The 26560-nt window shown below is 71.0% G+C and carries 27 protein-coding genes and 1 tRNA gene; 18 read left to right on the forward strand and 10 right to left on the reverse strand.

All coding sequences use genetic code 11. From position 1 onward, the window contains the following. Positions 1–36: 36 nt before the first annotated feature. Positions 37–693, forward strand: coding sequence for a pirin family protein (locus J7I97_RS17765; RefSeq protein ID WP_214936024.1), 657 nt, complete (start codon positions 37–39; stop codon positions 691–693). An 8-nt stretch (positions 694–701) separates the two neighbouring features. Here the strand turns inward: J7I97_RS17765 and J7I97_RS17770 are convergent, their stop codons facing one another. Further along, positions 702–1520 (reverse strand): serine hydrolase, encoded by an 819-nt coding sequence (locus J7I97_RS17770; protein ID WP_214936026.1) that lies wholly within the window; start codon positions 1518–1520, stop codon positions 702–704. A 52-nt stretch (positions 1521–1572) separates the two neighbouring features. On the opposite strand from J7I97_RS17770, the gene J7I97_RS17775 reads away from it, so the two are divergent. Both J7I97_RS17775 and J7I97_RS17780 read left to right on the forward strand, forming a co-directional pair. Continuing rightward, on the forward strand, positions 1573–1959 hold the full coding sequence (locus tag J7I97_RS17775) for a MerR family transcriptional regulator (RefSeq protein WP_251050619.1): 387 nt from the start codon (positions 1573–1575) through the stop codon (positions 1957–1959). Then, positions 1956–2975 carry an aldo/keto reductase gene (locus J7I97_RS17780; protein WP_214936028.1) on the forward strand — a complete coding sequence of 340 codons (1020 nt, stop codon included), beginning with the start codon at positions 1956–1958 and terminating at the stop codon, positions 2973–2975. Before J7I97_RS17775 ends, J7I97_RS17780 begins: the two co-directional genes overlap by 4 nt. A 40-nt stretch (positions 2976–3015) precedes the next feature. Here J7I97_RS17780 and J7I97_RS17785 read toward each other — a convergent pair whose 3' ends face one another. The 3 genes from J7I97_RS17785 to J7I97_RS17795 form a co-directional block, all read right to left on the reverse strand. Beyond that, on the reverse strand, positions 3016–3888 hold the full coding sequence (locus J7I97_RS17785; RefSeq protein WP_214936030.1) for a DUF4429 domain-containing protein: 873 nt from the start codon (positions 3886–3888) through the stop codon (positions 3016–3018). Positions 3889–3963: 75 nt separating this feature from the next. After that, entirely contained in the window at positions 3964–5103 is a 1140-nt protein-coding gene (locus tag J7I97_RS17790; RefSeq protein WP_214936068.1) for an alpha/beta hydrolase, read from the reverse strand. Positions 5104–5254: 151 nt separating this feature from the next. Continuing rightward, positions 5255–5908: a TetR/AcrR family transcriptional regulator gene (locus J7I97_RS17795; protein WP_214936032.1), complete on the reverse strand. Its 654-nt coding sequence runs from the start codon at positions 5906–5908 to the stop codon at positions 5255–5257. Positions 5909–6038: 130 nt separating this feature from the next. Here J7I97_RS17795 and J7I97_RS17800 point away from each other — a divergent pair, with 130 nt between their 5' ends. Further along, positions 6039–7643 (forward strand): MFS transporter, encoded by a 1605-nt coding sequence (locus J7I97_RS17800; protein WP_214936034.1) that lies wholly within the window; start codon positions 6039–6041, stop codon positions 7641–7643. Positions 7644–7854: 211 nt separating this feature from the next. Next, entirely contained in the window at positions 7855–8235 is a 381-nt protein-coding gene (locus J7I97_RS17805) for a peptidase inhibitor family I36 protein (RefSeq protein WP_214936036.1), read from the forward strand. Here J7I97_RS17805 and J7I97_RS17810 read toward each other — a convergent pair. Beyond that, a complete protein-coding gene (locus J7I97_RS17810; RefSeq protein ID WP_214936038.1) occupies positions 8216–8998 on the reverse strand; it encodes a potassium channel family protein in 783 nt (260 codons plus the stop codon). The two genes, J7I97_RS17805 and J7I97_RS17810, sit on opposite strands and share 20 nt — an antisense overlap. Before the next feature lie 71 nt (positions 8999–9069). After that, the gene (gene aceE / locus J7I97_RS17815; RefSeq protein WP_214936040.1) at positions 9070–11802 is read right to left on the reverse strand and encodes a pyruvate dehydrogenase (acetyl-transferring), homodimeric type; all 2733 of its coding nucleotides are present in this window, start codon (positions 11800–11802) and stop codon (positions 9070–9072) included. A 458-nt stretch (positions 11803–12260) separates the two neighbouring features. Between aceE and J7I97_RS17820 the strand changes: the two genes are divergently transcribed. The 6 genes from J7I97_RS17820 (at position 12261) to J7I97_RS17845 (ending at position 16825) form a co-directional block, all read left to right on the forward strand. Continuing rightward, positions 12261–12689, forward strand: coding sequence for a DUF3052 domain-containing protein (locus J7I97_RS17820; RefSeq protein WP_214936042.1), 429 nt, complete (start codon positions 12261–12263; stop codon positions 12687–12689). Between the two features lie 143 nt (positions 12690–12832). Next, positions 12833–13291 (forward strand): peroxiredoxin, encoded by a 459-nt coding sequence (locus J7I97_RS17825; RefSeq protein WP_214936044.1) that lies wholly within the window; start codon positions 12833–12835, stop codon positions 13289–13291. A gap of 179 nt (positions 13292–13470) precedes the next feature. Beyond that, on the forward strand, positions 13471–14046 hold the full coding sequence (locus J7I97_RS17830) for a TerD family protein (protein WP_030711348.1): 576 nt from the start codon (positions 13471–13473) through the stop codon (positions 14044–14046). A gap of 156 nt (positions 14047–14202) precedes the next feature. Continuing rightward, positions 14203–14778, forward strand: coding sequence for a TerD family protein (locus J7I97_RS17835; protein WP_214936045.1), 576 nt, complete (start codon positions 14203–14205; stop codon positions 14776–14778). 25 nt (positions 14779–14803) lie between these two features. Further along, entirely contained in the window at positions 14804–15919 is a 1116-nt protein-coding gene (locus J7I97_RS17840) for a DUF475 domain-containing protein (RefSeq protein ID WP_214936047.1), read from the forward strand. Positions 15920–16084: 165 nt separating this feature from the next. After that, positions 16085–16825, forward strand: coding sequence for a Tellurium resistance (locus J7I97_RS17845; protein WP_214936050.1), 741 nt, complete (start codon positions 16085–16087; stop codon positions 16823–16825). 89 nt (positions 16826–16914) lie between these two features. Here J7I97_RS17845 and J7I97_RS17850 read toward each other — a convergent pair whose 3' ends face one another. Further along, on the reverse strand, positions 16915–17664 hold the full coding sequence (locus tag J7I97_RS17850) for a TerD family protein (RefSeq protein WP_214936070.1): 750 nt from the start codon (positions 17662–17664) through the stop codon (positions 16915–16917). Positions 17665–17884: 220 nt separating this feature from the next. On the opposite strand from J7I97_RS17850, the gene J7I97_RS17855 reads away from it, so the two are divergent. Genes J7I97_RS17855 through J7I97_RS17870 form a run of 4 tightly spaced genes read left to right on the forward strand, consistent with a single transcriptional unit; the run spans position 17885 to position 23101 of the window. Then, entirely contained in the window at positions 17885–19051 is a 1167-nt protein-coding gene (locus tag J7I97_RS17855; RefSeq protein ID WP_214936052.1) for an HpcH/HpaI aldolase/citrate lyase family protein, read from the forward strand. Further along, a complete protein-coding gene (locus J7I97_RS17860; RefSeq protein WP_308378360.1) occupies positions 19048–21618 on the forward strand; it encodes a phosphoribosyltransferase in 2571 nt (856 codons plus the stop codon). The genes J7I97_RS17855 and J7I97_RS17860 overlap by 4 nt, the downstream gene beginning before the upstream one ends. Then, positions 21615–22445, forward strand: a complete 831-nt coding sequence (locus J7I97_RS17865; protein ID WP_214936054.1) for an HAD family hydrolase — start codon at positions 21615–21617, stop codon at positions 22443–22445. Before J7I97_RS17860 ends, J7I97_RS17865 begins: the two co-directional genes overlap by 4 nt. Next, positions 22442–23101, forward strand: a complete 660-nt coding sequence (locus J7I97_RS17870) for an O-methyltransferase (protein WP_214936056.1) — start codon at positions 22442–22444, stop codon at positions 23099–23101. Before J7I97_RS17865 ends, J7I97_RS17870 begins: the two co-directional genes overlap by 4 nt. Before the next feature lie 30 nt (positions 23102–23131). On the opposite strand, the gene J7I97_RS17875 is transcribed toward J7I97_RS17870, so the two are convergent. From J7I97_RS17875 to J7I97_RS17885, 3 genes are all read right to left on the reverse strand, one after another. Then, on the reverse strand, positions 23132–23350 hold the full coding sequence (locus J7I97_RS17875) for a zinc ribbon domain-containing protein (protein ID WP_214936058.1): 219 nt from the start codon (positions 23348–23350) through the stop codon (positions 23132–23134). A gap of 9 nt (positions 23351–23359) precedes the next feature. After that, positions 23360–23899, reverse strand: a complete 540-nt coding sequence (locus J7I97_RS17880) for a DUF4383 domain-containing protein (protein WP_214936074.1) — start codon at positions 23897–23899, stop codon at positions 23360–23362. Positions 23900–24179: 280 nt separating this feature from the next. Continuing rightward, complete coding sequence (locus tag J7I97_RS17885) at positions 24180–25424, reverse strand: hypothetical protein (protein ID WP_308378362.1); 1245 nt, start codon at positions 25422–25424, stop codon at positions 24180–24182. A 105-nt stretch (positions 25425–25529) separates the two neighbouring features. On the opposite strand from J7I97_RS17885, the gene J7I97_RS17890 reads away from it, so the two are divergent. From J7I97_RS17890 to J7I97_RS17900, 3 genes are all read left to right on the forward strand, one after another. Beyond that, positions 25530–25604 (forward strand) — tRNA-Val (locus tag J7I97_RS17890). An 88-nt stretch (positions 25605–25692) separates the two neighbouring features. Continuing rightward, on the forward strand, positions 25693–26304 hold the full coding sequence (locus J7I97_RS17895; protein ID WP_251051029.1) for a hypothetical protein: 612 nt from the start codon (positions 25693–25695) through the stop codon (positions 26302–26304). 15 nt (positions 26305–26319) lie between these two features. Continuing rightward, positions 26320–26544: a DUF2277 domain-containing protein gene (locus J7I97_RS17900; protein ID WP_214936060.1), complete on the forward strand. Its 225-nt coding sequence runs from the start codon at positions 26320–26322 to the stop codon at positions 26542–26544. The last annotated feature ends 16 nt before the right edge of the window (positions 26545–26560 follow it).

A 26560-nucleotide genomic window follows, 5' to 3' on the forward strand; every position in this document is an offset into this window, starting at 1 on the left:
ACAGCGGCGTTCCGCCGGAGGGCTACGGTGGCTCCCATGATTGATGTACGCCGCGGCGCGGACCGGTACGAGGGCGGGGCCCCGGCCACCGGGATCACCACCCGGCACGCCTTCTCCTTCGGGCAGTTCTACGATCCGGACAACATCCGGTTCGGCCCGGTCCTGGCCTGTAACGAGGAGACCCTCGCCCCGGGCGCCGGCTTCGACGAGCACCCGCACAGTCACACCGAGATCGTCACCTGGGTGGTGGAGGGCGAGCTCACGCACAAGGACAGCACCACCGGGTACACCGGCCTGGTCCGGCCCGGGGACGTGCAGCGGCTCGGCTCCGGATCCGGGACGCGGCACGTGGAGCGCAACGACGGCCCGGAGCCGCTGCGGTTCGTGCAGATGTGGCTCGCGCCCCTGGTCGCCGGCGGGGAGCCCTCGTACGAGCTGGTCCCGGGGATCGCCGAGGGCACCCCCTACGAGGTCCCCGCGGCCGGCGCCGTACTGCACGTGCGGCGGCCGGGCGCGGGCGAGCGGGTCCCCGTACCGGCGGCCAAGCGGGTGTACCTGCACGTCGTGCGCGGGGACCTGCGGCTGGACGGGGAGGAACTCGGGCCCGGGGACTCGGCGCGGATCACCGGCGAGGAGCAGCTGGAGATCGTCGCCGGTTCCCCGGGAGAGCTGCTGATCTGGGAGCTGCCCTAGCCAGGGTCCTAAGCTGCGCGGAGCTCCGCGAGGACCGCGTCGGTGAACGCGGGCCAGGCCTCCACGGCCCACGGGCCGAAGGCGCGGTCGGTCAGCGCCACGCACGCGGCGCGCGCGTCCGGATCCACCCACAGGAAGGTCCCGGACTGCCCGAAGTGCCCGAAGGTGCGCGGGGAGGACGCGGAGCCCGTCCAGTGCGGGGACTTTCCGTCGCGGATCTCCACGCCGAGCCCCCAGTCGTTGGGGGACTGGTGCCCGTAGCCGGGCAGTACGCCCTTGAGCCCCGGGTGCACCACGGAGATCGCCTCGGCGACCGTGCGGACGTCGAGCAGCCGCGGCGCCTGGAGCTCGGCGGCGAAACGCGCGAGGTCGCTGACGGTGGAGACGCCGTCCTTGGCGGGCGAGCCCTCCAGGGCGGAGGAGGTCATGCCCAGCGGCTCGAAGACGGCCTGGTGCAGGTACTCCGCGAAGGGGATCCCGGTGGCCTTGGCGATGTGGTCGCCGAGGACCTCGAACCCGGCGTTGGAGTACAGCCGGCGGGTCCCCGCCGGGGCCATCGTGCGGTGCTCGTCGAAGGCCAGGCCGCTCGTGTGCGCGAGCAGGTGGCGGACGGTGGAGCCGTCCGGTCCGGCCGGTTCGTCCAGCTCGACCGCCCCTTCCTCGTAGGCGACGAGGGCGGCGTACGCGGCCAGCGGCTTGGTGACCGAGGCGAGCGGGAAGCGGTGGCCGACCGGCCCGTGGGAGCCGGCGAGACTCCCGTCGGCGCGTACGACGGCCGCGGCCGCGTTCGGTACCGGCCAGCTCTCGATGATCCGCAGACTTTCCATGCCGCCGAGCCTACTTGCTTGGAGCGCACTCAAAGGTTTTAGCGTGGTGGTCATGAGCCTGACGCAGACGCAGACGCGGTACACGATCAGTGAGGTCGAGGCCCGGACCGGTCTGACCCAGCACACCCTGCGGTGGTACGAACGGATCGGCCTGATGCCGCACGTGGACCGCTCCCATTCGGGGCAGCGCCGGTTCACCGACAAGGACCTGAGCTGGCTGGACTTCGTCGGCAAGCTGCGCACCACCGGGATGTCGGTGGCGGACATGGTCCGGTACGCCGAACTGGTGCGCGAGGGCGAGCACACCGTCGACGAGCGCCGCGAACTGCTGGAGCGGACGCGGCGCGAGGTGCGGGCGCGGATCGGCGAACTGACGGACGCGCTCGCCGTGCTGGACTTCAAGATCGATCTTTACGTGGGGAAGGCAGTACAGAAATGACGGGGAACACCATCATCGAGAAGGCCGAACTCGGCAAGGGCGGACCGGTCGTCGGCGTCCAGGGCCTCGGCTGCATGGGCATGAGCGAGTTCTACGGGGCCACGGACGAGTCCGTGGCCCGCGCGACCCTGGACCGGGCGCTGGACGCCGGGGTCACTCTCTTCGACACCGCCGACGCCTACGGGCGGGGCGCCAACGAGGAGTTCCTCGCGCCCTTCGTGGCGGCGCACCGGGACGAGATCACCCTGGCCACCAAGTTCGCCCTCGAACGCAACGACGACCCGAGCTACCGGGGCATCCGCAACGACCCGGCGTACATCCGCCAGGCCGTGGAGGCCAGCCTGCGGCGGCTCGGGACCGATGTGATCGACCTGTACTACATGCACCGGCGCGACCCGGCCGTGCCGTTCGCGGAGTCGGTCGGCGCGATGGCGGAGCTGGTACGGGAGGGGAAGGTGCGCCACCTGGGGCTCAGCGAGGTCACCGGGGCGGAACTGCGCGAGGCGCACGCGGTGCACCCCATCGCAGCCCTCCAGTCGGAGTGGTCGCTGTTCAGCCGGGACGTGGAGCACAGCGCGGTGGGCGCGGCGGCGGAGCTCGGGGTGGCCTTCGTGCCGTACTCCCCGCTGGGCCGCGGCTTCCTGACGGGCGCGTTCGCCGATGCGGGCAAGGACCTGACGGAGGGGGACTACCGGCAGCGGCAGCCCCGGTTCACCGGGGACAACGCCAAGGCCAACGCGGCGCTGCTGGCCCCGGTCCGGGACATCGCGCGGGCGCACGGGGCGACCCCGGCGCAGATCGCGCTTGCCTGGGTGCAGCAGCGGGCGAGCGTGCACGGGCTGACGGTGGTCCCGATCCCGGGCACCCGCAAGCCGGAGCGCCTCGCGGAGAACACGGCCGCGACCCGGATCACCCTGACGGATGCGGAGCTGGCCCTGCTGGAGCCGATCGCCGCCCAGGTGGCGGGGGACCGCTACCCGGACATGACGTTCACCTCGGTGTCGCGCGAGGACTGACCCTCCTGCGGGGCGGCCAGCCCTGGGCGGCCCGCCGGGGTCAGGCGTCGGCGGCGAAGCGGTCCCGGAGCGCCGAGTACTCGGCATCGGTCAACAGCCCCGCGCTGTGCAGCTCGCCGAGGTGCTGGAGGCGGTCCCCGGAGGGCCCGGCCGGCGGGACGGTGGCGACCTGGGCGCGGCCGCGCACGGCGGACAGCACGGCCGCCGCGAACGGGAGTGCCTCGTGCACCGCCCCATAGCCGACGCCGAACACGGCGGCCGCCAGGTCGTGGTCGGGGCGTGGGTCGTCGCCGGTGTCCCGGGGGTCGCGGGGGTCCCGGGTGTCCTGGGCGTCCCGGGTGAGCAGCCGCAGATGGCCGCCGCCCAGGCCCTCGGGGGAGACCCACTCGACGCCGGTGAGCGCGGAGAGCGGGTAACGCTGGTCGCCGGCCTTCCACTTGGTGCTGCTGGCGCCCGTGCGGGACCAGCGGAAGGTGACGGCCGAGCCGTCGAAGTCCACCCGGGCGTCGTACGCCTTCAGGTGCACCGGCGGCTCCGGGACGCGGACCAGGAACCGCGGCGCCGGCTCGGCGGCATCCGGGCCCAACCGCCCCCGCAGGGCGTCCGCCAGGGCTGCCGCGAGCGGGGCCTGCTCGCCCGGCAGCACCAGCCGGTACGGGTCGCAGGTCTCCTTCAGCTGCCCGGCGGCGGCTTCCATCAGCGGATCCGCGCCCGGTCTCGGCACGGCACGCAGCACCACCGTGTCCCGCTTCCCTGCGGCCACGGTGACCTCGGACAACGCTTCCAGGGGGATGCGGCGCGACCCAAGGGCGTGCCAGAGTCTTGGAGTTCGCATCCCCCGTGCGAAGCGGATGAGCACCGAGTCCGAGTCGAACTCCCAGACGGCATGGTTTCCGGCCAGTACGTCACCCATGCGCCACATCGTAAAGGGAGGCGCCCCGTTGCGTCCCCCTCGCTGCGGAGCCCGTTTTCCGGGTCTCTACGCGCGTCAGTCCGCTTCTGTCCCGGAAATCCCTCGGCGGCAGGCGTTGCCGCCGGGTACGCACACCACGGAATCGAACGCACCGGTTCCGATTTTGGCGAAGTTGTCCAACGAGGCGGTCCCTGGCTGGAAGTAGCCGGTGTGGCTCTTGGCCCCGGCCGACGACAGCAGCCGCGCGCCGAAGTCCGGGGAGACCGGGTCCGCCCCGTGGCCCAGCCCGCCGACCTCCAGGTGCGGTACGTCCGCGATCCAGTCCCCGGCGTCCCGCATGGCCCACACCCGCGCCGAGGTGTCGAGTTCGGCGGCGTTCTCCGCACGCATCCCGGGACTGCCGGCCACCACCAGATCGGTCACCCGGTCCGGCAGGCCGTGCGCGGCGACCCCGCACACCACCGACCCGTAGCTGTGGCAGAACAGCGCCACGCTCGCGTCCCCGGGCAGCGCGGCGGCGAGCGCATCCAGCCGTATTGCGCCCTCCACGGCCAGCTTGCCGGTGGCCGCGTCCATGCCGAGCCCGGTGGGCGCGGTGTAGTCGGCCCAGGCGATGACGGCGGTCCGGCCGCCCGGCGCGGCCGCGCGCTGGGCCTCGTACAGGGACTCCGCCATGCCGACGGGTGAGGTGACACGGCGCTGGGTGCGCTCGAAGGTGATCGCGTCCGTGTCGACGCCGGGGACGACGACCGAGACCCGGTCGGCCCGGCCGAGGTCGCCGAACACCTCGGCGACGCGGCCGCCGCCGGTCGGGTCGAAGGCGAGGATCTGCCGTCCGGGCTGCCCCAGGGAGGCGAAGCGGTGGGCGCGCCGGGTGGCCGTGGCGCGGTCGGCGGGGGTCAGCGCGACATCGTGGCTGCGGCCCACCTCGACCTGCTCGGCCTGCTCCAGGGCGCGCAGGTTGGCCCGGTAGCGGGTGGCGGCCGGCACCCCGCCGAGGTTGCCGACGACGAGCGGGTAGCCGTCGGCGAGCCGGGCCCGCTGGCCGCCGTCGAGGCCGGCGAAGAAGCGGGCCACCGTCCGTACGGGGGCGTCGGCGGGCGGCAGCGGCTGGCCGTCGACCCGGGACACGGCCCACGCGGCGAGCGCGGCGGCGCGCGGGGAGACGCTGGTCTCGGGCCGGTGCACGGCGGTCCAGCCGGTGGTCGCCAGCATGACGAACACCACCGCGAGCGCGAGCAGGGTGCGCAGGGCGGAGGCGCTCGGGGCGTCGGCGACAGGGGCGGTGGGGTGGGCGAGGCCGGGCAGTTTCACTGGGATCAGCGTAAGAGACCTCCGAGGGCGGCGGCGCCACGGGTGACCTGGCTCACCGCCAGTCGGAGGCCAACGCCGGGCCGATCTGGTCGAGGTAGGCCTCGGTCATCGCACGGATCGCGGCCACGCTGGTGTCCTCGCCCTGCCCCCACAGCCGCCCGGTGACCCGCATCACCCCAAAGAAAGCGGCGACCGCGACCCGGGGCCGGGGGTCGGCGTCCAGGTCCAGCCCCTCGCGGGCGGCGATCACGCGGGCGATCTGCTCCTCCAGCTCGGTGGAGCGCCGCAGGTGGACGGCGAGCAGGGCCGGGGTGGACTCGATGAGCCGGTAGGTGCGCATGTAGAGGTCGACCGGGACCACCTCGGAGATGGCCTCCCCGACGGTGTCCCAGGCTTCGAGCACCGCGGTGCGCATGGCCTCCAGGGGTCCCTCGGAGGCCGGCCGGACTCGCAGGGCCGCCAGGAAGTGCGATTCGACCAGGTCCTGGACGGCGAAGGCGACCTCTTCCTTGTTCGCGAAGTAGCGGAAGAAGGTGCGCTGGGAGACCTCCACGGCGTCGGTGATCTCGTCGACTGTCGTCTCCTCGTATCCCTGCGAGATGAAGAGGAGGAGGGCGGCGCGCAGCAGTGCGTCGCGGGTGCGCTGCTTCTTGCGTTCGCGCAGTCCGGCCGCCGGCGGGGCGGGCGCGGGCCGCTGGTCGGTCATCACCGCGAGGTCCCCTTTTGATGCTGATTCTGACGCTGAGTAAGCGGTCAGGGTACCTGTGACCCACCTGACAGTGACTGTCCCGTTAAGCCGTTTGTGAAGTGTCAGACACTGTCACTAGCCTGTTCGCATGACTAGTCAGATCACCGTGGACGATCAGGTCCCCGCCAAGGAAACAGGCCCCGCACCGGCCTCCGGCCTACGCGGCCACCCGTGGTTGACCCTCTTCGCCGTGGCGGTCGGCGTCATGATGGTCACACTCGACGGCACGATCGTCGCCGTCGCCAACCCCGCCATCCAGAAGGACCTGAACGCCTCGCTCGCGGACGTCCAGTGGATCACCAACGGCTACCTGCTGGCCCTCGCGGTCTCGCTGATCACTGCGGGTAAGCTCGGCGACCGCTTCGGCCACCGCCAGACGTTCCTCCTCGGCATCGCCGGCTTCGCAGCCTCCTCGACCGCGATCGGCCTCTCCTCCAGCGTCGAGCTCGTCATCGGCTGCCGCGTCGCGCAGGGCCTCTTCGGCGCCCTGCTGATGCCCGCCGCGCTCGGCCTGCTGCGCGCCACGTTCCCCGCCGAGAAGCTCAACATGGCCATCGGCATATGGGGCATGGTCATCGGCGCCTCGACCGCCGCCGGACCCATCGTCGGCGGCCTGCTCGTCGAGAACGTCAGCTGGCAGTCCGTCTTCTTCGTCAACGTGCCCGTCGGCATCATCGCGCTCGTCCTCGGCCTGGTGATCCTGGTCGACCACCGCGCCGAGAACGCCCCGCGCTCCTTCGACGTCCTCGGCATCCTGGTGCTGTCGGCCGCGATGTTCTCCCTGATCTGGGCCCTGATCAAGGCCGCCGAGTGGGGCTGGGGCGACCCCAGGACGCTCGTCTTCCTCGCCGTGTCCGTGCTCTGCTTCGTGTTCTTCGCCTTCTGGGAGACCAAGGTCTCCGAACCGCTGATCCCGCTGAGCCTGTTCCGCTCGCTGCCGCTGTCCGCGGGCACCGTGCTGATGGTCCTGATGGCCTTCGCCTTCATGGGCGGCCTGTTCTTCGTCACCTTCTACCTGCAGAACGTGCACCTCATGAGCCCCGTCGACAGCGGTCTGCACCTGCTGCCGCTCACCGGCATGATGATCGTCGGCTCGCCCCTGGCCGGCGCCGCCATCACCAAGGCCGGCCCGCGGATCCCGCTGGTCGCCGGCATGGTCGCCACCGCCGCCGCCTGCTTCGGGATGGCTCAGCTCACCCCGGGCACCGGCACCCTCACCATGTCGCTCTGGTTCGCCCTGCTCGGCCTCGGCCTCGCGCCCGTCATGGTCGGCGCCACCGAGGTCATCGTCGGCAACGCCCCGCTGGAGCTCTCCGGTGTGGCCGGCGGGCTCCAGCAGGCCGCCATGCAGGTCGGGGGCAGCCTCGGCACCGCCGTCCTCGGCGCGGTCATGGCCAGTACGGTCAGCAGCTCGTTCGGGGACAACTGGGCCGAGGCCGAACTGCCCCCGCTCCCCGAGGGCCAGCTGGAGCTCGTGGAGAAGGGTGTCCAGGTCGGCCTCGCGCCGGTGCCGCCGGGAGCCCCTGAGCCGGTCGCCCAGGCGATAACCAAGGTCGCGCACGACACGTTCGTGTCCGGCATGAGCACCGCCTTCACCGTCGCCGGCGTCGTCGCGGTGCTCGCCGCGGTCGTGGCCTGCTTCACCAAGCGCGGCGTGAACGCCGCCGCCGGAGCGGGCGCGGCCCACGTCTGAGCCGCCCGCCCGCCTTCCCTGAGGTGACGACCGCGGAGGCGTCAACTCCTTGCGCGAACAGCCCCGCCGGTCCGGTCCGGCGGGGCTGTCGCCTATCCGGGTACACCCGCCCACAGCCCCTTCCGCCCGACCGTCGGCGCAGGTCAGCGTGGTGTCAGCGGCGCTCCGGAACACGTCCGGGGTGCCCCTGTCCACAAGGAGTTGACCCGTCATGCGTACGTGTAGCACCGCGATCGCAGCCACCGCCCTGGCCCTCACCGCCCTCATCCCGAGCACGACCACCGCGGCGCACGCCGCGGGTCCCCCGCCACTCGGGGCCTGCGCCACGGGGCAGCTGTGCCTGTGGGCGAAGCCGGAGTTCAAGGGCACCCGGCAGACCCACGAACTGAGCACCCTGGACATCAACAGCTGCACCGCGCTGCCCGCCGGGACCAGCGCCCAGTCGCTGTCCAACCGCACCGGGCGGCCGGTGACCACCTACCAGTCGGCCGAGTGCGCCGAGACCGGCGAGTTCCAGACCTACCCCGGTGACGGGGTCTGGCTGCCGCAGTCGCCCTACCAGGTACGGGCGTTCAAGGTGTGGGAGAGGTAGTCTCACGCGGCGCCGGGGCGCCCTGCAGGCCGGCGGGGCCGCCGTCGGCCAGCCGGGCGACCTCGGCCCGCAGGGCCCGTACCTCCGCCTGAAGCTCCCTGACGGCCGCCAGCTGGAGCCGCTCCACCTGGTCGTCGCGCTCGAACCGGGCGATGAACCAGGCGGCGATGTTGGCGGTCACCACACCGAGCAGGGCGATACCCGACAGCATCAGCCCGACGGCCAGCACCCGGCCCAGCCCGGTGGTGGGCGAGTGGTCCCCGTATCCGACCGTCGTCATCGTGGTGAACGACCACCACACCGCGTCGCCCAGATTCTTGATGTTCCCGTCCGGGGCGTCCCGCTCCACGCTCAGCACCGCGAGCGAGCCGAACATCAGCAGCCCCACCACGGCACCCGCCACGTAGGTCGTCAGCCGGATCTGCGGAGCCATCCGGGCCCGCCGGCCCACCAGCATCAGCGTGGCGACCAGCCGCAGCAGCCGCAGCGGCTGCACGAGCGGCAGCACCACCGCGGCCAGGTCCAGCCAGTGCGTCCGTACGAAGACCTTGCGGTCGCCCGCGATGCCGAGGCGCACCACGTAGTCGACGGCGAAGGCCCCCCACACCACCCACTCCGCATGCGTGCAGGCCCGGTGCACGTCCTCACCGGCATCGGGCGCCACGATCGGCACGGCGTAGGCGACGGCGAACGCCATGGCGAGGACGAGGAGAGGCGTCTGCGTACGGCGCTCCCACCGCACCTGACGGGAAGGTTCCTTCATGCCAGGCATCGTAAAGAACGCGTAAGGGGCGCCGGGGCATATGCCCCAACGCCCCCACGGGAGAGTGATCGCTACGCGTCGCCGCCGGCCGCACCCGGGTGCGCCGCCGCCACGTCCAGCAGCTGGTAGCGGTCGACCGCCTGCTTCAGCACCGAGCGGTCGATCTTCCCGTCGCCGGCCAGCTCGGTCAGCACCGAAAGGACCACCGACTGCGCGTCGATGTTGAAGAAGCGCCGGGCCGCGCCCCGCGTGTCCGCGAAGCCGAAGCCGTCCGCGCCCAGCGAGGTGTACCTGCCGGGCACCCACCGCGAGATCTGGTCCGGAACCGCCCGCATCCAGTCCGAGACCGCCACGAACGGCCCCTCGCCGCCGGACAGCTTCCGCGTCACGTACGGGACGCGCTGCTCCTCCTCCGGGTGGAGCAGATTGTGCCGCTCCACCTCGATGGCCTCGCGCCGCAGCTCGTTCCAGGAGGTCGCCGACCAGACGTCCGCCCTGACGTTCCACTCCGCGGCCAGGATCCGCTGCGCCTCCAGCGCCCACGGCACCGCCACGCCCGAGGCCATGATCTGCGCCCCGATGGTGCCCTCCGAACCGGCGGACACCCGGTGGATGCCCTTCAGGATGCCGTCCACGTCGACGTCGGCCGGCTCGGCCGGGTGCTGGATCGGCTCGTTGTAGACCGTCAGGTAGTAGAAGACGTCCTCGGCCTCCGGGCCGTACATGCGTCGCAGACCGTCCTTGACGATGTGCGCGATCTCGTAGCCGTAGGCCGGGTCGTACGCGACACAGGCCGGGTTGGTCGAGGCCAGCAGCTGGGAGTGACCGTCGGCGTGCTGGAGGCCCTCACCCGTCAGGGTGGTCCGGCCGGCGGTCGCGCCGAGGACGAAACCGCGCGCCAGCTGGTCGGCCATCTGCCAGAACTGGTCACCCGTACGCTGGAAACCGAACATCGAGTAGAAGACGTAGACCGGGATCAGCGGCTCGCCGTGCGTCGCGTACGCCGAACCCGCGGCGATCAGCGAGGCCGTGCAGCCCGCCTCCGAGATGCCGTCGTGCAGCATCTGGCCGGTCGGGGACTCCTTGTACGCGAGCAGCAGGTCGCGGTCGACCGCCTCGTACTGCTGGCCCAGCGGGTTGTAGATCTTGGCGCTCGGGAAGAACGCGTCCATGCCGAAGGTGCGGTACTCGTCGGGCGCGATCAGCACGAAGCGCCTGCCGATCTCCTTGTCCCGCATCAGGTCCTTCAGGATGCGGACGAAGGCCATCGTGGTGGCGATCGACTGCTGGCCCGAACCCTTCTTGGCCGCCGCGTACGCGCTGTCGTCCGGCAGCTGGAGCGGCTTCGCGCGCACCACACGGGTCGGCACGTAGCCGCCCAGCGAGCTGCGCTGGTCGTGCATGTACTGGATCTCGGGGGAGTTGCGGCCCGGGTGGTAGTACGGCGGGGCGCCGTTCTCCAGCTGCTGGTCCGTGATCGGGATGTGCAGGCGGTCGCGGAAGCGCTTGAGGTCGTCGACCGTCAGCTTCTTCATCTGGTGCGTCGCGTTGCGGCCCTCGAAGTTGGGGCCGAGCGTCCAGCCCTTGACCGTCTGCGCCAGGATCACCGTCGGCTGGCCCTTGTGGGCCTTGGCCGCCGCGTACGCCGCGTAGACCTTCTTGTGGTCGTGGCCGCCGCGGCCCAGGTGCTGGATCTGCTGGTCGGTCATGTTCTCGACCATCGCGCGCAGCCGCTGGTCGCCGCCGAAGAAGTGCTCGCGGATGTACTCGCCCGACTCGGTGGCGTACGTCTGGAACTGCCCGTCCGGGGTGGAGTTCATCTTGTTGACCAGGATGCCGTCGCGGTCCTGGGCCAGCAGCGGGTCCCAGGAGCGGTCCCAGATCAGCTTGATGACGTTCCAGCCGGCACCCCGGAAGATCGACTCCAGCTCCTGAATGATCTTGCCGTTGCCGCGCACCGGGCCGTCGAGGCGCTGGAGGTTGCAGTTGACGACGAAGGTCAGGTTGTCCAGGCCCTCGCGGGCCGCGATCGACAGCTGGCCGAGCGACTCCGGCTCGTCCATCTCACCGTCACCGAGATACGCCCAAACGTGGGACTTGGAAGTGTCCGCGATCCCGCGCGCCTCCATGTACCGGTTCATCCGGGCCTGGTAGATCGCACCGAGCGGGCCGAGGCCCATCGAGACCGTCGGGAACTCCCAGAAGTCCGGCATCAGCCGCGGGTGCGGGTAGCTGGAAAGGCCGTACGGGGCCTTCGACTTCTCCTGGCGGAACGCGTCGAGCTGCTGCTCGGAGAGCCGGTCCAGGAGGTAGGCGCGGGCGTAGATACCGGGGGAGGCGTGCCCCTGGAAGAAGATCTGGTCGCCGCCGTCGCCCTCGTCCTTGCCCCGGAAGAAGTGGTTGAAGCCCACGTCGTAGAGGGAGGCGGAGGAGGCGAACGTGGCGATGTGCCCGCCGACGCCGATACCGGGACGCTGGGCGCGGGAGACCATCACGGCCGCGTTCCACCGGGTGGCGTTGAGGACCTTGCGCTCGATCTCCTCGTTGCCGGGGAAGAAGGGCTCGTCCTTGGTGGCGATCGTGTTGACGTAGTCCGTGCTGCGCATCTCGGGCACGGCCACGCGCTTCTCGCGGGCCCGCTCGATCAGCCGCAACATCAGATAGCGGGCGCGCTCACGGCCCCGCTCGTCGACGGCGGCGTCAAGGGAGTCGAGCCACTCCTGCGTCTCTTCCGGATCGAAGTCCGGGACCTGGCTCGGCAGGCCGCCAATGATGATCGGGTTGCGATCGGATGCGGAAGCCACGCTGTTCCTTCGCTGTCAGGGGAGTCGTGCCTTGGTTTCGCCGCCTCCCATGGTCTTACGCTCGGCCGGAATCGTCATCTTTACCCCTGGGTAACCCCTGGAACTTCCGGCCACCGGCGGTGGAGCCGGGAAGGCCGCGGGGGACGGGCCCGGACAGATCGCAACCTTACGCCCAAGACGATCAACTGGTTCGCAAGGCCGTTCGTCCCTCAAACAGGTAGGAAAGTCACCAACCGTTGACGATGATGCCGAATGAGCTGGAATGGTGTGGGATGAATCACCAGAGGTGCACACGGGGAGGCTGAAAGTTGCGGCGAGACGGCCGCAATCGTCACCGTTTCGACGGTCTCGGCGGCCGGGTACTTGCGCGATCCGCCGCGCCCGTGTGGACTACGCCCAATGCTGCGCGTACGCGCGCCGCCGAAAGACATTCACCGAACATGAGCAGGAGGCACCCCGTGAGCGCGACCGCGGACCACGCGGAGAGCCTGGCCGCCCGGCTGGGTTTCCAGTCCGAACAGGTGGTCCAGGAGATCGGCTACGACGACGACGTCGATCAGGAATTCCGTAACGCCGTCGAGGAGCACGTCAACGAGCTCGTCGACGAGGACTACGACGACGTCGCCGATGCGGTGCTGTTGTGGTTCCGTGAGGATGACGGCGACCTGACGGACGCACTGGTCGATGCCACCGAGCTGGTCGAGGACGCCGCCCTGATCCTGCTGCTGACTCCCAAGACGGGCCGTGACGGCTACGTCGAGGCCAGCGACATCAGCGAGGCCGCCGAAACGGCCGGCCTGTCGCAGACCAGGAGCGTCAGCGTCGGCAAGGAGTGGGCCGCCACCAAGCTGGTGACGCCCAAGACGGCCGCCAAGTCCAAGCGCTGAGCCGCGCCCCGCAGCCAAGCGGACACACGCCCCGCCTACCGGAATCGACCCCGGTCGGCGGGGTGTGTGCGTTCAGCCACCCCATAGGCTGGCACCACCCGAACAGCCCAACGCAGGGATGCAGGAACGAAGGGATGCGAGAGATGGCGATCGAGGTAGGCGGCAAGGCCCCGGACTTCGAACTCAAGGACAATCACGGCGCCACCGTGCGGCTCTCCGACTTCCGGGGGGAGAAGGCCGTCGTGCTGCTCTTCTACCCGTTCGCCTTCACCGGCGTCTGCACCGGCGAGCTGTGCGAGCTGCGCGACCAGCTGCCCCGCTTCCAGAACGACGAGGTCCAGCTCCTCGCGGTCTCCAACGACTCGGTGCCGACCCTGCGGGTCTTCGGCGAGCAGGAGAACCTGGACTACCCGCTGCTGTCGGACTTCTGGCCGCATGGGGAGACCTCCCGCGCCTACGGGGTGTTCGACGAGGAGAAGGGCTGCGCGGTCCGCGGCACCTTCATCATCGACAAGGACGGCATCGTGCGCTGGACCGTCGTCAACGGACTGCCCGACGCGCGTGACCTGAACGAGTACGTCAAGGCCCTCGACAGCCTCTGAGGTCCCTACGCGAGCCTCTGAGGTCCGTACGCGAGCCGCTGAGGCCCGTACGCGCAGTTCCTGCGCGGAGTTCCGTGCGAAAACCGCTTTCAGGCGGGAACCCGTCACTAGGATCGAAACGTTGATCCTGTAGCAACCGCACGACGGGGCCCCGCCCCACACATACCAATGGAGGACCCGTGGGAGTCAGCCTCAGCAAGGGCGGCAACGTCTCGCTGACCAAGGCCGCGCCTAACCTGACGGCGGTCATCGTCGGTCTGGGCTGGGACGCTCGCACCACCACCGGTGTCGACTTCGACCTCGACGCCAGCGCGATCCTGACCAACGACCAGGGCAAGGTCGCCAGCGACGCGAACTTCGTGTTCTTCAACAACCTGAAGAGCCCGGACGGCTCGGTCGAGCACACCGGCGACAACACCACCGGTGAGGGCGAGGGCGACGACGAGGCGATCAAGGTCAATCTCGCCGGCGTCCCGGCCGATGTCGCCAAGATCGTCTTCCCGGTCTCGATCTACGAGGCCGAGAGCCGCCAGCAGAGCTTCGGCCAGGTCCGCAACGCGTACATCCGCGTCGTGAACCAGGCCGACAACAGCGAGCTCGCCCGCTACGACCTCTCCGAGGACGCCTCGACCGAGACCGCCATGGTCTTCGGCGAGCTGTACCGCAACGGTGCCGAGTGGAAGTTCCGCGCCATCGGCCAGGGCTACGCCTCCGGCCTGCGGGGCATCGCGCAGGACTTCGGCGTCAACGTCTGAGTCCTCGCTCGAAAGAGAGCAGTACACCCGTCCGGCGCCGTGCACTGTGTGTACGGCGCCGGACTGGGTTTGCCCGCGGCCGCGCCGCGGATTTCACCACACCGGGGCCGCGACCGCCGTGCCGCGACCACCACGTCGTCCGGGGAGGACCACAACATGGGCGTCACACTCGCCAAGGGGGGCAATGTCTCCCTCTCCAAGGCCGCACCGAACCTCACCCGGGTTCTGGTCGGACTGGGATGGGACGCGCGCTCCACGACGGGGGCCGACTTCGACCTCGACGCCAGCGCGCTGCTGTGCAGCAACGGCCGGGTGCTGGGCGACGAGTACTTCGTCTTCTACAACAACCTGAAGAGTCCCGAGGGCTCCGTCGAGCACACCGGGGACAACCTCACCGGCGAGGGTGAGGGCGACGACGAGTCGATCATCATCGACCTGACCAAGGTGCCGGACGGCGTGGACAAGATCGTCTTCCCGGTCTCCATTCACGAGGCCGAGGCCCGCCGGCAGAGCTTCGGCCAGGTCAGCAATGCCTTCATCCGCGTGGTGAACGAGGCGGACGGCCAGGAGCTGGCCCGCTACGACCTCACCGAAGACGCGTCCAGCGAGACCGCGATGATCTTCGGCGAGGTCTACCGGTACGGGGGCGAATGGAAGTTCCGGGCGGTGGGGCAGGGGTACGCGTCGGGGCTCCGGGGCATCGCTCTAGACTTCGGGGTCAACGTTTCGTAAAGCCTTACAAGACGATGGGGTGCCAGTGGTTCTCAAAACCTTCGGCTGGTCGTTCGCAATCACTGCGCTCGGTCTGGTCGCAGCGGTGTTCTACGGGGGGTGGAAGGCATTCGGGATCGTCGCGATCCTGTCCATCCTTGAGATCTCGCTGTCCTTCGACAACGCGGTGGTCAACGCCGGAATTCTGAAGAAGATGAATGCCTTCTGGCAAAAGATCTTCCTCACGGTCGGCGTGCTCATCGCGGTCTTCGGTATGCGACTGGTCTTCCCCGTCGTCATCGTCGCGATCAGCGCGAAGATCGGGCCCATCGACGCCGTCGATCTGGCCATGAACGACAAGGACATGTACAAGCAGCTGGTCACGGACGCTCACCCGTCCATCGCCGCCTTCGGTGGCATGTTCCTCCTGATGATCTTCCTCGACTTCATCTTCGAGGACCGTGACATCAAGTGGCTCGCCTGGCTGGAGCGTCCGCTCGCCAAGCTCGGCAAGATCGACATGCTGTCCGCGTGCATCGCGCTGATCGTCCTGGTCATCACCTCGATGACCTTCGCCGCCCACGCCCACCAGCACGGCGGCGTCCACGTGGACAAGGCGCAGACGGTCCTCGTCTCCGGCATTCTCGGCCTGATCACTTACATGATCGTCGGTGGCCTCTCCGGCTACTTCGAGAACAAGCTGGAGGAAGAGGAGGAGGCCGAGCACGAGGCCGAGGAAGCGGCGAGGAAGAGCGGCAAGTCCGTCTCGGCCGTCGCCATGGCCGGCAAGGCCGCGTTCTTCATGTTCCTCTACCTCGAAGTCCTCGACGCCTCCTTCTCCTTCGACGGGGTCATCGGCGCCTTCGCCATCACCAACGACATCGTGCTCATGGCCCTCGGCCTCGGCATCGGTGCCATGTACGTCCGGTCGCTGACCGTGTATCTGGTCCGCCAGGGCACCCTCGACGACTACGTCTACCTGGAGCACGGCGCGCACTACGCCATCGGCGCGCTCGCCGTGATCCTGCTCGTCACCATCCAGCACGAGATCAACGAGGTCATCACCGGCCTCGTCGGCGTCGTGCTGATCGCGTGGTCCTTCTGGTCCTCCGTGCGCCGCAACAAGCGCATCGAGCTGGAGGGGGCCGTCGCGGACGCGTGACCGCGAGGCACAACCGCGGACGCGTGACGGCGTACGCGTGATCGCGGAGGCATGACCGCGGCATAAATGCGGAACGCTCCATTGCGGGGCGGCCCGGGGGTCCACGACCCGGCGGGCCGCCCCGTTTTCCGTGCGGGCAAAAGGGGATCAGGGGGGAAGGCAGGGATGGGTTTCTTCGACGGGATCAGGGGCGCTCGCGCCATGCAGTTCCAGTCGGGCAGCGCCTCGTCGAACGCGATCGAGCTGACCAGGCGGCATCCGACGGTGTCGCTCACCAAACAGGGGGCGGTGCACGGCAACCTGCGCGTCAACCTCTCCTGGCGGATGCGTACCTCCGACATCGGCGGCCGCTCCGGCCAGAGCGGCCAGCTCTTCCGGCACCCGTTCAAGCTGTTCAAGCCGGACATGGTGCAGGCCCACACCCAGGGCGTGGCCAATGTCGACCTCGACCTCGGCTGCCTCTACGAGCTGACCGACGGCACCCGGGGCGTCGTACAGCCGCTGGGCAACCTGCTCGGCGACATCAACGACCCGCCGTACGTGAAGCTAAGTGGCGACGACCGGTTCGGGTCGCCGTCCGGCGAGACGGTCTTCGTCAACCTCGACCACTCCGACGAGATCAAGCGGCTGCTCGTCTTCGTCTACATCTACGACCAGACCCCGGCCTTCGACCGGACGCACGCCCTCGTCACCCTCTACCCGAGCACGGGACCGCGGATAGAGATCGCCCTCGACGAGCGGCACCCGCAGGCCCGTTCCTGCGCCGTGGTCTCCCTGGAGAAGGTCAAGGGCGAGCTGATCGTGCGCCGCGAGGTGAAATTCGTGTACGGATTCCAGGCCGAGCTGGACCGGCTGTACGGGTGGGGGCTCCAGTGGGGGCGGGGCTACAAGAGCACCAAGACCTGACCGGAGCCCCTCGGGCGGGTTTTAAAAGTAGCGCCGGGCGCCCGGAGGGCGTGGCCCGACTTTTAAAACACGCCCGAGGGCCGGCCGGCTCAGCGGCGGATGAACTGGGGGCCCTGCACCGGCAGTCGGAAGGCCGGGTCGGCCCCCGGTCCCGGCACCGGGGCCGGGGACACCGGCTGCGGATACCCGTAGGCGGGCTGTACGGCCGGCGCGGCCTGCGTGGGCGGCGCCGGACGCATCGCGGCCGTCTGCTCGCCCGTGGGCCCCGTGGCGGCCGCGGCGGCCTCGGGGGCGTTCTCGTCCACGGAGATCCCGTGGTCGGTCGCCAGCCCCACCAGCCCGTCGGAGTAGCCCTCGCCCAGCGCGCGGAACTTCCATCCCTCGCCCCGGCGGTAGAGCTCCCCGCAGATCAGCGCGGTCTCGGCGCCCGTCTCGGGCCGCACGTCGAAGAAGGCCAGCGGCTCGGCGCCACCTGCCGCGGTGGCGTCGTAGAGCAGGATCCGCAGGTCCCTGACCCGCTGGAACGGCACGTCCTCGGCGGAGGCGACCACCAGGATCCGGTCCACCGCCGGGGTCACCGCGCGCAGGTCCGCCTGCACGGCGTCGGTGATCCCGTCGCCGATCTGCTTCTTGCCCAGGCGCCACACGGCCCCCGAGGGGTGCCGGGGCTGGTTGTAGAAAACGAAGTCCTCGTCCGAACGCACACGCCCGTCCGCGCCCACGAGCAGCGCGGAGGCGTCCACGTCCGGCACCTCGGGGCCGGTGGTCCAGCGCAGCACCGCCCGGACCGCCACGGCGGCCACCGGGATGTTCGAGCCCTTCTGCATCGCGTGCGTCATGCCCGTCATCCTGCCCTCCCGCGGGGGAGCGGAACAATGCGGCCCCCCGTAGGGCGTGTCCCCGCGGTTCACGTCGAGACTCTTGTCCCCACCGCTAGACCTGGGCATGGTGCATGGGGGTTACCTGAACTTCATGTGCTTGAGGAATTCTTGACTCACGTTCGTACGTACTATTACCGGCCACGCCAGTTGGGCCGCCGAGGCAGTACGGGGGAAGCACATGCGTCACTTCGGGCACATATCGCCCACCGTCCGAAAGGACCTCTTCCACCAGGAGCCGGCCGAGTTCACCGCCGCCTCCCCGGCCCGTATTCTCGCCGCCGCCCTGGGGGCGACGCTCTACAGTCCGGCGACCCGCCCGAGCCTGGCCGCCGACATCCGCAAGCAGGCCGCCCGCGGAGTCGTCTCCATGGTCCTCTGCCTGGAGGATTCCATCAGCGACGCCGATGTCGCCGGAGGCGAGGAGAACCTCGTCCGGCAGTTCGCCGACCTCGACGCCGACGGCGCGGACCTCCCGCTCCTGTTCATCCGGGTCCGTGAACCCGAGCAGATCCCCGACCTCGTGCGCCGCCTCGGCGGCTCGGCGCGCAGGCTGGCCGGATTCGTACTGCCCAAGTTCAGCGAGCACCGCGGTATCGCCTTCCTCGACGCCGTGGCCGAGGCGGAGGCGGCGAGCGGACAGCCCCGCCTGTACGCCATGCCGGTCCTGGAGACGCCGGAACTGCTGCACCTCGAAACCCGGGTCGAAACCCTCGCCGGCATCTCCCGCACGGTCAACGCCTACCGCGAGCGGGTCCTGGCCCTGCGGCTCGGCGTGACCGACTTCTGCTCCGCCTACGGACTGCGGCGCACCCCCGACATGACCGCGTACGACGTCCAGATCGTCGCGGGTGTCATCGCGGACGTGGTCAACGTGCTCAGCCGGGCCGACGGCACCGGCTTCACCGTCACCGGACCGGTCTGGGAGTACTTCCGCAGCCAGCAGCGGCTCTTCAAGCCGCAGCTGCGCCGCAGCCCCTTCCTGGAGGAGGGCGTGGAGGAACTGCGCACCGCGCTGATCGAGCACGACCTGGACGGGCTGCTGCGCGAGATCGAGCTCGACCGGGCCAACGGGCTGCTGGGCAAGACCTGCATCCACCCGGCCCACGTCACGCCCGTCCACGCGCTGTCGGTGGTCTCCCACGAGGAGTTCAGCGACGCGCAGGACATCCTGCGCCCCGAGCGCGGCGGCGGCGGAGTCATGCGCTCCGCCTACACGAACAAGATGAACGAGGTGAAGCCCCACCGGGCCTGGGCCGAGCGCACCATGCTGCGGGCCGAGGTCTTCGGTGTGGCCAAGGAGGAGGTCGGCTTCGTCGACCTCCTCACGGCGGGGCCCCAGGTGTGAGCCTGCCGCAGACGCTGTACACGACGAGGAAAGGCAAGACGATCGACGCGGTGTGGTCGGGAACCTGGGTCGCGGACCGGCTGGGCGTAAGCCTGGAGGAAGGCGCGGCCCCGGGTTCGCCACGGCTGGTGCAGCTGCTGGGGCTGGCGCTGCGGCGCAACCCCAAGCGGGCGCACCTGCTGGTCTCGCAGGTGCTGGGCAAGCACGTCCCGCAGTCCCCGGAGGTCGTCTACGCCGCCGGGTACGGGCTGGGAGAACGGGTCAGGGAGCTGCTCGGCGACGAGGCGGCCGCCGCGGCGGTGGTCCTCGGGTACGCCGAGACCGCCACCGGGCTCGGTCACTGCGTCGCCGACGGCCTCGGGCTCGCCCCCTACCTCCACTCCACCCGCCGCCCCGTACCGGGCGTGAAGCCCGCCGGCGGATTCGAGGAGGCCCACTCGCACGCCACCTCGCACCTGCTGCTGCCCGAGGACCCGGAACTGCTGGCCGCGAGCGGGCCGCTGGTCCTCGTCGACGACGAGTTCTCCACCGGCAACACCGTCCTGAACACCATCCGCGACCTGCACGCCCGGCACCCCCGCTCGCACTACGTCGTCGTCGCCCTCGTGGACATGCGCTCCCCGGCCGACCGCGACCGCCTCACCGCCTTCGCCGCCGAGATCGGCGCCCGCGTCGACCTCGTCGCGCTCGCCTCCGGCACGGTCGGGCTCCCCGAGGGCGTCCTGGCCAAGGGGCAGGCCCTGGTCGAGGAGTACGACCGCCAGTGCGCGGCTCCCGCCGCCGGCGGCCCGCCCGCCCCCGTGGGGCGGGTCGTGCTGGACTGGCCCGCCGGGCTCCCGGACGGCGGCCGGCACGGCTTCACCCCGGCCGACCGGGCCCGGCTGGAGGCGGCCCTGCCCGCGCTGGCCGGGCAGCTCGCCGACGCGCTGGGCGAGCCGGGTGGGCCGGGCGCGCCGGGTGGGCGGCCGGCGCGGGTCCTCGTACTCGGCAACGAGGAGCTGATGTACGCGCCGCTGCGCCTCGCGCGGGCCCTGGAGGAATCCTGGGCTGGATCCGGGGCTGAACCCGGGGCGGCGGCCGGCCGCGAGGTCCGGTTCTCGACCACGACCCGCTCGCCGGTGCTCGCCGTCGACGACCCCGGCTACGCCATCCGCACCCGGCTGGTGTTCCCGGCGCACGACGCCCCCGCCGACGGGCCGGGGGACCGGTACGCCTACAACGTCGCGGGCGCGGGCTTCGACGCCGTCGTCGCCGTCGTCGACGCGCAGGGGGACACCGGGGCCCTGCACGCCCCCGACGGGCTCCTCGCCCAGCTCGCCCCGCACACCGGCCGGGTCCTGCTGGCCGTCGTACCGTCCTACGTACCCGAAGCATCCGACCGGCAGGAGCCGATCATGACCGATCCGATCATGCCCGAGCCCCTGCGCGGCCCCGCCTTCTCCTCGTACGCCGCCGAGGACGTCGGCTGGCTGCTCCAGGACCTTTCCGACGTCGAACTGGAGGCCCCGACCGAGGAGCGCGAGGAGGCCATCCAGGCGGGCGGCGCGCACTACGCCGAGTCCCTGCCGGTCGAGTACCAGCCGAGCCCCGAGTACCAGGAGCTCTACCAGAGCGCGCTGACCGCCTCCGCGGCCCGAATAGCCCGGGCCGTGGGCACCGTCACCGAGACGGTCCTCGCGGAGCGCTCCCCGTCCCCGGTGCTGGTCTCCCTGGCCCGCGCCGGCACCCCCGTCGGCGTGCTGATGCGCCGCTGGGCCCAGGCTCGACACGGCCTGGACCTGCCGCACTACGCCGTCTCCATCGTGCGCGGCCGCGGCATCGACGCCAACGCGCTGCGCTGGCTCGTCGCCCACCACGATCCGGCCGACATCGTCTTCGTGGACGGCTGGACGGGCAAGGGTGCGATCACCCGGGAGCTGCGGGACGCCCTGGCGGCCCATCAGCGAGAAGTGGGGGGCCCGGAGATCAACCCGGAGATCGTGGTCCTCGCCGACCCCGGCTCGTGCGTCCCGACGTACGGCACCCGCGAGGACTTCCTGATCCCCTCCGCCTGTCTCAACTCCACCGTTTCCGGACTGATCTCGCGTACGGTTCTGAGGTCCGACCTGGTCGGGCCCGCCGATTTCCACGGCGCGAAGTTCTACCGCGAGCTCGCCGGTGCCGATGTCTCCGTCGCCTTCGTCGACGCCGTCGCCGCCTGCTTCGACGAGGTGGCCGAGGCGGTGGACGCCGAGGTCAAGGAGCTCCTCGCGGCCGACCGGACCCCCACGTGGGAGGGCTGGGCGGCGGTGGAACGGATCAGCGAGGAGTACGGCATCCACGACGTGAACCTCGTCAAGCCCGGCGTCGGCGAGACGACGAGGGTGCTGCTGCGCCGCGTGCCGTGGAAGATCCTGGCCCAGCGCGGGGCCGGGGCCGACCTGGACCACGTACGACTGCTCGCCGAGCAGCGCGGGGTCCCCGTGGAGGAGGTCGACGGGCTGCCTTACACGTGCGTAGGACTTATTCACCCCCGCTTCACGCGCGGCGCCACGGGCGCCGACGGAAAGGCTGTGGCCTCCAAGTGACTGTCCTGGTAGCCAGTGATCTCGACCGTACGCTCATCTACTCGACGGCCGCCCTCGCGCTGACCATGCCCGACCCGGTGGCCCCCCGGCTGCTGTGCGTCGAGGTGCACGAGAGCAAGCCGCTGTCGTACATGACCGAGACGGCGGCGGGACTGCTGGCGGAGCTGTCCGCCGACCCGGGCGTCGTGTTCGTCCCGACGACCACCCGTACGCGCAAGCAGTACCAGCGGATCCGCTTCCCCGGGCGACCCGCGAAGTACGCGATCTGCGCCAACGGCGGGCAGCTGCTCGTGGACGGTGTGCCGGACCGGGACTGGCGGCGCGAGGTCGCGGCGCGGCTGGCACGGGAGTCCGCCCCGCTGGAGGAGGTGAACGGCCACCTGCTCGCCTCGGCGGACCCGGCGTGGCTGCGCAAGGCGCGGGTGGCGGAGGACCTGTTCGCCTACCTCGTGGTCGAACGCGCCCTGGTCCCGCCCGAATGGATCAAGTCCCTGACGGGATGGGCCGAGGAACGCGGCTGGACCGTGTCCTTGCAGGGCCGCAAGATCTACGCGGTCCCGCGCCCGCTGACCAAGAGCGCGGCCATGCGCGAGGTGGCCCGCCGTACCGGCGCCTCCACCACGCTCGCGGCCGGCGACTCGCTGCTGGACGCAGACCTGCTGCTGGCGGCCGACCGGGCGTGGCGGCCGGGCCACGGGGAACTGGCCGACGCGGCCTGGACGGCACCGTCGGTGACGGCGCTGACCACGGCCGGCGTGCTCGCGGGCGAGGAGATCGTGCGCGCGTTCGGGCGGGCCGCGGGCGGACTGGGCACACTGGGCGCATGACCAAGGGCAACAGCACCAAGATCACAGACGAGCTCTACCAGTACATGCTGGCGCACAACCCCCCGCTGGACGAGATCCAGCGGGGGCTGGTGGCGACCACGTACGAGAAGTTCCCGGACGTCGCCGGAATGCAGTCGGCGGAGGAGCAGGGGCCGCTGCTGGCGTTCCTGGTCCGGCTGACCGGGGCCCGCCGCATCGTGGAGATCGGCACCTTCACCGGCTTCTCGACCCTGTCCATGGCGCAGGCCCTCCCGGCGGACGGCGTGCTGATCGCGTGCGACGTCTCGCAGGAGTGGACGGCGTACGGCCGCGAGGCCTGGAAGGCGGCGGGCGTCGCGGACCGCATCGACCTGCGCATCGCCCCGGCACTGGACACGCTGCGCGCGATGCCCTCCGAGGAGCACGTCGACATGGCCTACGTGGACGCGGACAAGGAGAACCAGATCGCGTACTGGGAGGAACTCGTGCCGAGGATGCGCCCGGGCGGGCTCATCGTCACGGACAACACGCTGTACCACGGCACGGTGCTCGACGAGTCGGCCACGGGGTCGGCGGCTGGCGTCCGGGCGTTCAACGAGCACGTCCGCGAGGACACCCGGATGGACTCCGTCCTGCTGGCGATCTCGGACGGCCTCACGCTGTCGCGCAAGCGCTAGCAGGCTGGGGCCCGGCTGGGGGCCGGCCGGTCAGCCGCAGCCCCCGCCGCCGCAGCAGCCCCCGCCCGCGCCGCCCATGGCGGGTGCGGGCGTGCTGCGGGCCGACCCGCCGACGGCTACGGCGGAAAGCAGCTTGACGGTGTCGGCGTGGCCCGAGGGGCAGTCGGCGGGCGCGGACGACTCGGCCATCGGCCGGCTGACCTCAAAGGTGTCGTCGCAGGTCCGGCAGCGGAATTCATAACGAGGCATGCGGTCAGGCTACGCAGCGCGGCCCCTTCCTGCCAGGGCCCGCTGCTCGCGAGCCGCCTGCTCGGGGTGGCGGGCACGCCAGTACGGATTGTTGTGCGGCAGGGCGCTGCCCACCCGCCCGTACATCCCGAACCACATCAGCATCACGCCGACGACGAAGCTGAACAGCACGTTCTGGATCTCGAAGGCCAGGAAGTTCAGGCTGGAGTCCAGCAGGGCGAGATTGACGAACCCGCTGAGGATGAAAGCCACCCCCAGCACGATGTTCAGGGTGGAGGCGAAGTTCCCGCCGATCACCATCCCGACGAAGAGCAGCAGCCCGATACAGATCGACAGAACGCTCAGTGCGCCGTTGGTGTTCAGGGCGAGCACCCTGTCCCCGCCGGTGTCGAAGAACCCGATTCGGTCGATCAGCCCGAGAATCCCGAAGGCGATCAGCAGAAGCCCCGTCAGGCCCGAGCCCACTCGGTAGACCTTGCTGAGCTTGTGATCGGCGGGCAGATGCTCGTCGAGCCGGGCATTGAGGGGATGCACGACGCGCCGCACCAGGAAGGGGACGTGCGGTGGGCTGGGCGCAGGCGGCGGCCCATTGGGCACGTAGGGCGCGTAATGCTCATGGGCCTCATGGCACCCGTATGCCGCATGCGGTGCGGTCGCGGGGGGCACCTGGGGCGTACGAGAGCGGGACGCGCGAGACGTGTGGGACGCGCGAGGCATGCGGGACGTACGAGACGTGCGGGACATGTGGGCAGCCATACCGCCCTCCTCTGCTCCGGTTCCCTGCACCTCCTAGCATCCGCCGATGCCCACCCCGGGACAACCGCGGGCCTCACCCGTTCCCGCGCTGCCCCCGGATATCGGCGACGACCCGCCCCACGGCGGCGCGCACCTGCTCCATCTCCTGAAGGAAATGCCAGTAGTCGGGATGCCGCCCCTCCAGCCCGGCGAGCGCCCGCTCCATCCGCGCCACCGACTCGTCCAGCGGCCGCGCATGCCGCGGATCGGGCACACTGCGGCCCTCCATCGCCAGCCGCTGAGCGTCCCGGATCGCGAACCGGGTCCGCTGCACCTCCTCCTGCGGATCCCGCGCCACCGCCTCCAGCCGGGTCAGCCGGTCCTGCGCCGCCGACACCGCCTCGTCGGTGGCGTCCAGCGCGGCCCGGACCGCCTCGATCAGCGTGCCGACGTCGGTCCAGCGCTGCTCGTCGCGGGCCCGGCCGGCCTCCAGCAGCCGGTCCTCCGCCTGCGCGACATCCCGTACCGCCTGGTCCGGCACGTGCTGGAGGTCCTGCCAGCAGGCGGCACTGAACCGCCGACGCAGCTCGCTCAGCACCGGATCCACCCGGTCCGCCCGGTTGCGCAGCGCCTGCGCCCTGGTCCGCAGGCTCACCAGCCGCCGGTCGATCTCCGCCGCGCGCTCCGGCAGCCGCGCCGCCTCGGCCCGTATCGCCTCCGCGTCCCGCAGGATCCGGTCGGCGCGCTGGATGGTCTCCTGCACCCCGTGCTGCCCGGCGCCCTGGTTCAGCTTCGTCAGTTCGGGCCCGAGCGCCGCCAGCCGTGCGGCCAGGTCATCCGCCCGCATGCCCTTGGCCCGTACGGCGTCCAGCGCGTCACTGGCCGCCAGCAGCGCGGCCTTCGCCCGCTCCCGGGCCGGCGCGACCCGGGCCAGCTGCGTCTCGGCCTTGTCCAGCAACGGTTGCAGCCCCTGCGCGAACCGGTCCAGCTCGCCCTTGACCCGCACCAGCTCGTCCCGGGCCCGCACCAGCTCGTCCCTGGCCCGGGCCGCCACCGAGCCCTCCAGCTCGGGCCGGTCCAGGTCATGCGCGTCGACCGCCTCGATGTACACATGACTGACCTGGTCGATCCGCTGCCCGAGCGCGACGAAGCCCTCGCCGGCCTGCCGCGCGGCGGGCGACCCGTCCGCCGCGGCGATGGTCTCGATCGAGATCCGCAGATCCCGCTGCGCCGTATCCAGCTCGTAGAACGCGGCCGCTGCGGCATCCTTCGCCGCCTGCGCGTCCGCCCGCCGATTGTCGTCCCGCCCGCCGAACCACCGCCGGGATGCCGTCGTCACAATCCCTCTCCCGTACCGCCTCCGCCATGCCCCGGTCCATTCTCCCCCACGGGAACGGGTTTGCGTGGGGGGTGCGCCCGCCATGTAGGCTGTCCACTCATCCACGGGTGCGTAGCTCAGGGGTAGAGCGCTGCTCTTACAAAGCAGATGTCGGCGGTTCGAAACCGTCCGCGCCCACCAGCGGAAAGCCCCCAACCGGTCACGGTTGGGGGCTTTTGCGTGTCCGCGCGGTCTTGGCCGGGGGGTCGGGGCGTGGGAACGTCGGGGGATGGGCGAGTGGCTCGCGTGGGGTGGCGGGGCCGTGGGCGCGGCGGCCTTGGCGGTGTGGGAGCGGCTGGCGGCGGAGGGGTTCGACCGGCGGCGGGACGCGGAGCGGGCACGGCTGCTGGGGCACGCCGAGGAACCCGCGGGGGATCCCAAGTACGCGGACTCCGGGACGGGCCGGTCCGGGGAACAACCCGGCGGCCGGCGGGACGACTTCACGCCGATCCTCGTCGAGTACTACGCCTACGGGCTGACGCAGGCGCGGAGCAGCTTCGTGGCCAGCCAGCGGTTCGCCGGGGCCGGGGCCGTCATTCTGCTTCTCGGGGTGGCGCTGGCCGTGTGGAAGGCCGAGACCAGCGGGGACCTGTACGCCGGGGTCGTGACCAGTTCCGTGGGGGCGGTCGTCACCCTCGTCGGGCAGCTGTTCCACCGGCGGGCCGACACCGCGCTCAGGCACATGGCCGACCAGACCGCCTCGCTGCGCGCCGACCGGCGGGCCGCGGAGGGCACGCGGCAGGCGCTACGGCTGCTCGAAGAGGTGGACGATCCGGCGCTGCGCGCACGGTTGCAGGCCGGGTTGATCATGCGGTTGTCCGGGGCCGAGCTGCCCCGGTAGCGGGATAGTGGAGGTATGTGCCGCTCCATTAAGACCCTCCGTCCGCCCGCCATCCCCGAGAAGGCCACCGAGGAGGAGATCCGCGCCGCCGCGCTCCAGTACGTACGCAAGGTGTCCGGGTTCCATGCGCCCGCCGCGCACAATCAGGAGGTGTTCGCGGCGGCCGTGGACGCGATCGCCGAGGCGACCCGGGACCTGCTCGACGGCCTGCACGTCAGAGGCGCGCCGGCCTCCGCCTAGCTCCGTTCTTCGCGGG

Origin of the sequence: Streptomyces sp. ISL-87 (assembly GCF_018614095.1) — a bacterium.
Taxonomy (GTDB): Bacteria; Actinomycetota; Actinomycetes; order Streptomycetales; family Streptomycetaceae; genus Streptomyces.

Excerpts from the sequence above, each read along its gene's own strand:
- J7I97_RS17765 (WP_214936024.1), top strand. The coding sequence starts at position 37 with ATGATTGATGTACGCCGCGGCGCGGACCGGTACGAGGGCGGGGCCCCG.
- J7I97_RS17770 (WP_214936026.1), bottom strand. The coding sequence starts at position 1,520 with ATGGAAAGTCTGCGGATCATCGAGAGCTGGCCGGTACCGAACGCGGCC.
- J7I97_RS17775 (WP_251050619.1), top strand. The coding sequence starts at position 1,573 with ATGAGCCTGACGCAGACGCAGACGCGGTACACGATCAGTGAGGTCGAG.
- J7I97_RS17780 (WP_214936028.1), top strand. The coding sequence starts at position 1,956 with ATGACGGGGAACACCATCATCGAGAAGGCCGAACTCGGCAAGGGCGGA.
- J7I97_RS17785 (WP_214936030.1), bottom strand. The coding sequence starts at position 3,888 with ATGGGTGACGTACTGGCCGGAAACCATGCCGTCTGGGAGTTCGACTCG.
- J7I97_RS17790 (WP_214936068.1), bottom strand. The coding sequence starts at position 5,103 with ATGCTGGCGACCACCGGCTGGACCGCCGTGCACCGGCCCGAGACCAGC.
- J7I97_RS17795 (WP_214936032.1), bottom strand. The coding sequence starts at position 5,908 with ATGACCGACCAGCGGCCCGCGCCCGCCCCGCCGGCGGCCGGACTGCGC.
- J7I97_RS17800 (WP_214936034.1), top strand. The coding sequence starts at position 6,039 with ATGACTAGTCAGATCACCGTGGACGATCAGGTCCCCGCCAAGGAAACA.
- J7I97_RS17805 (WP_214936036.1), top strand. The coding sequence starts at position 7,855 with ATGCGTACGTGTAGCACCGCGATCGCAGCCACCGCCCTGGCCCTCACC.
- J7I97_RS17810 (WP_214936038.1), bottom strand. The coding sequence starts at position 8,998 with ATGAAGGAACCTTCCCGTCAGGTGCGGTGGGAGCGCCGTACGCAGACG.
- J7I97_RS17825 (WP_214936044.1), top strand. The coding sequence starts at position 12,833 with ATGGCGATCGAGGTAGGCGGCAAGGCCCCGGACTTCGAACTCAAGGAC.
- J7I97_RS17835 (WP_214936045.1), top strand. The coding sequence starts at position 14,203 with ATGGGCGTCACACTCGCCAAGGGGGGCAATGTCTCCCTCTCCAAGGCC.
- J7I97_RS17845 (WP_214936050.1), top strand. The coding sequence starts at position 16,085 with ATGGGTTTCTTCGACGGGATCAGGGGCGCTCGCGCCATGCAGTTCCAG.
- J7I97_RS17850 (WP_214936070.1), bottom strand. The coding sequence starts at position 17,664 with ATGACGCACGCGATGCAGAAGGGCTCGAACATCCCGGTGGCCGCCGTG.
- J7I97_RS17855 (WP_214936052.1), top strand. The coding sequence starts at position 17,885 with ATGCGTCACTTCGGGCACATATCGCCCACCGTCCGAAAGGACCTCTTC.
- J7I97_RS17870 (WP_214936056.1), top strand. The coding sequence starts at position 22,442 with ATGACCAAGGGCAACAGCACCAAGATCACAGACGAGCTCTACCAGTAC.
- J7I97_RS17875 (WP_214936058.1), bottom strand. The coding sequence starts at position 23,350 with ATGCCTCGTTATGAATTCCGCTGCCGGACCTGCGACGACACCTTTGAG.
- J7I97_RS17895 (WP_251051029.1), top strand. The coding sequence starts at position 25,693 with ATGGGCGAGTGGCTCGCGTGGGGTGGCGGGGCCGTGGGCGCGGCGGCC.
- J7I97_RS17900 (WP_214936060.1), top strand. The coding sequence starts at position 26,320 with ATGTGCCGCTCCATTAAGACCCTCCGTCCGCCCGCCATCCCCGAGAAG.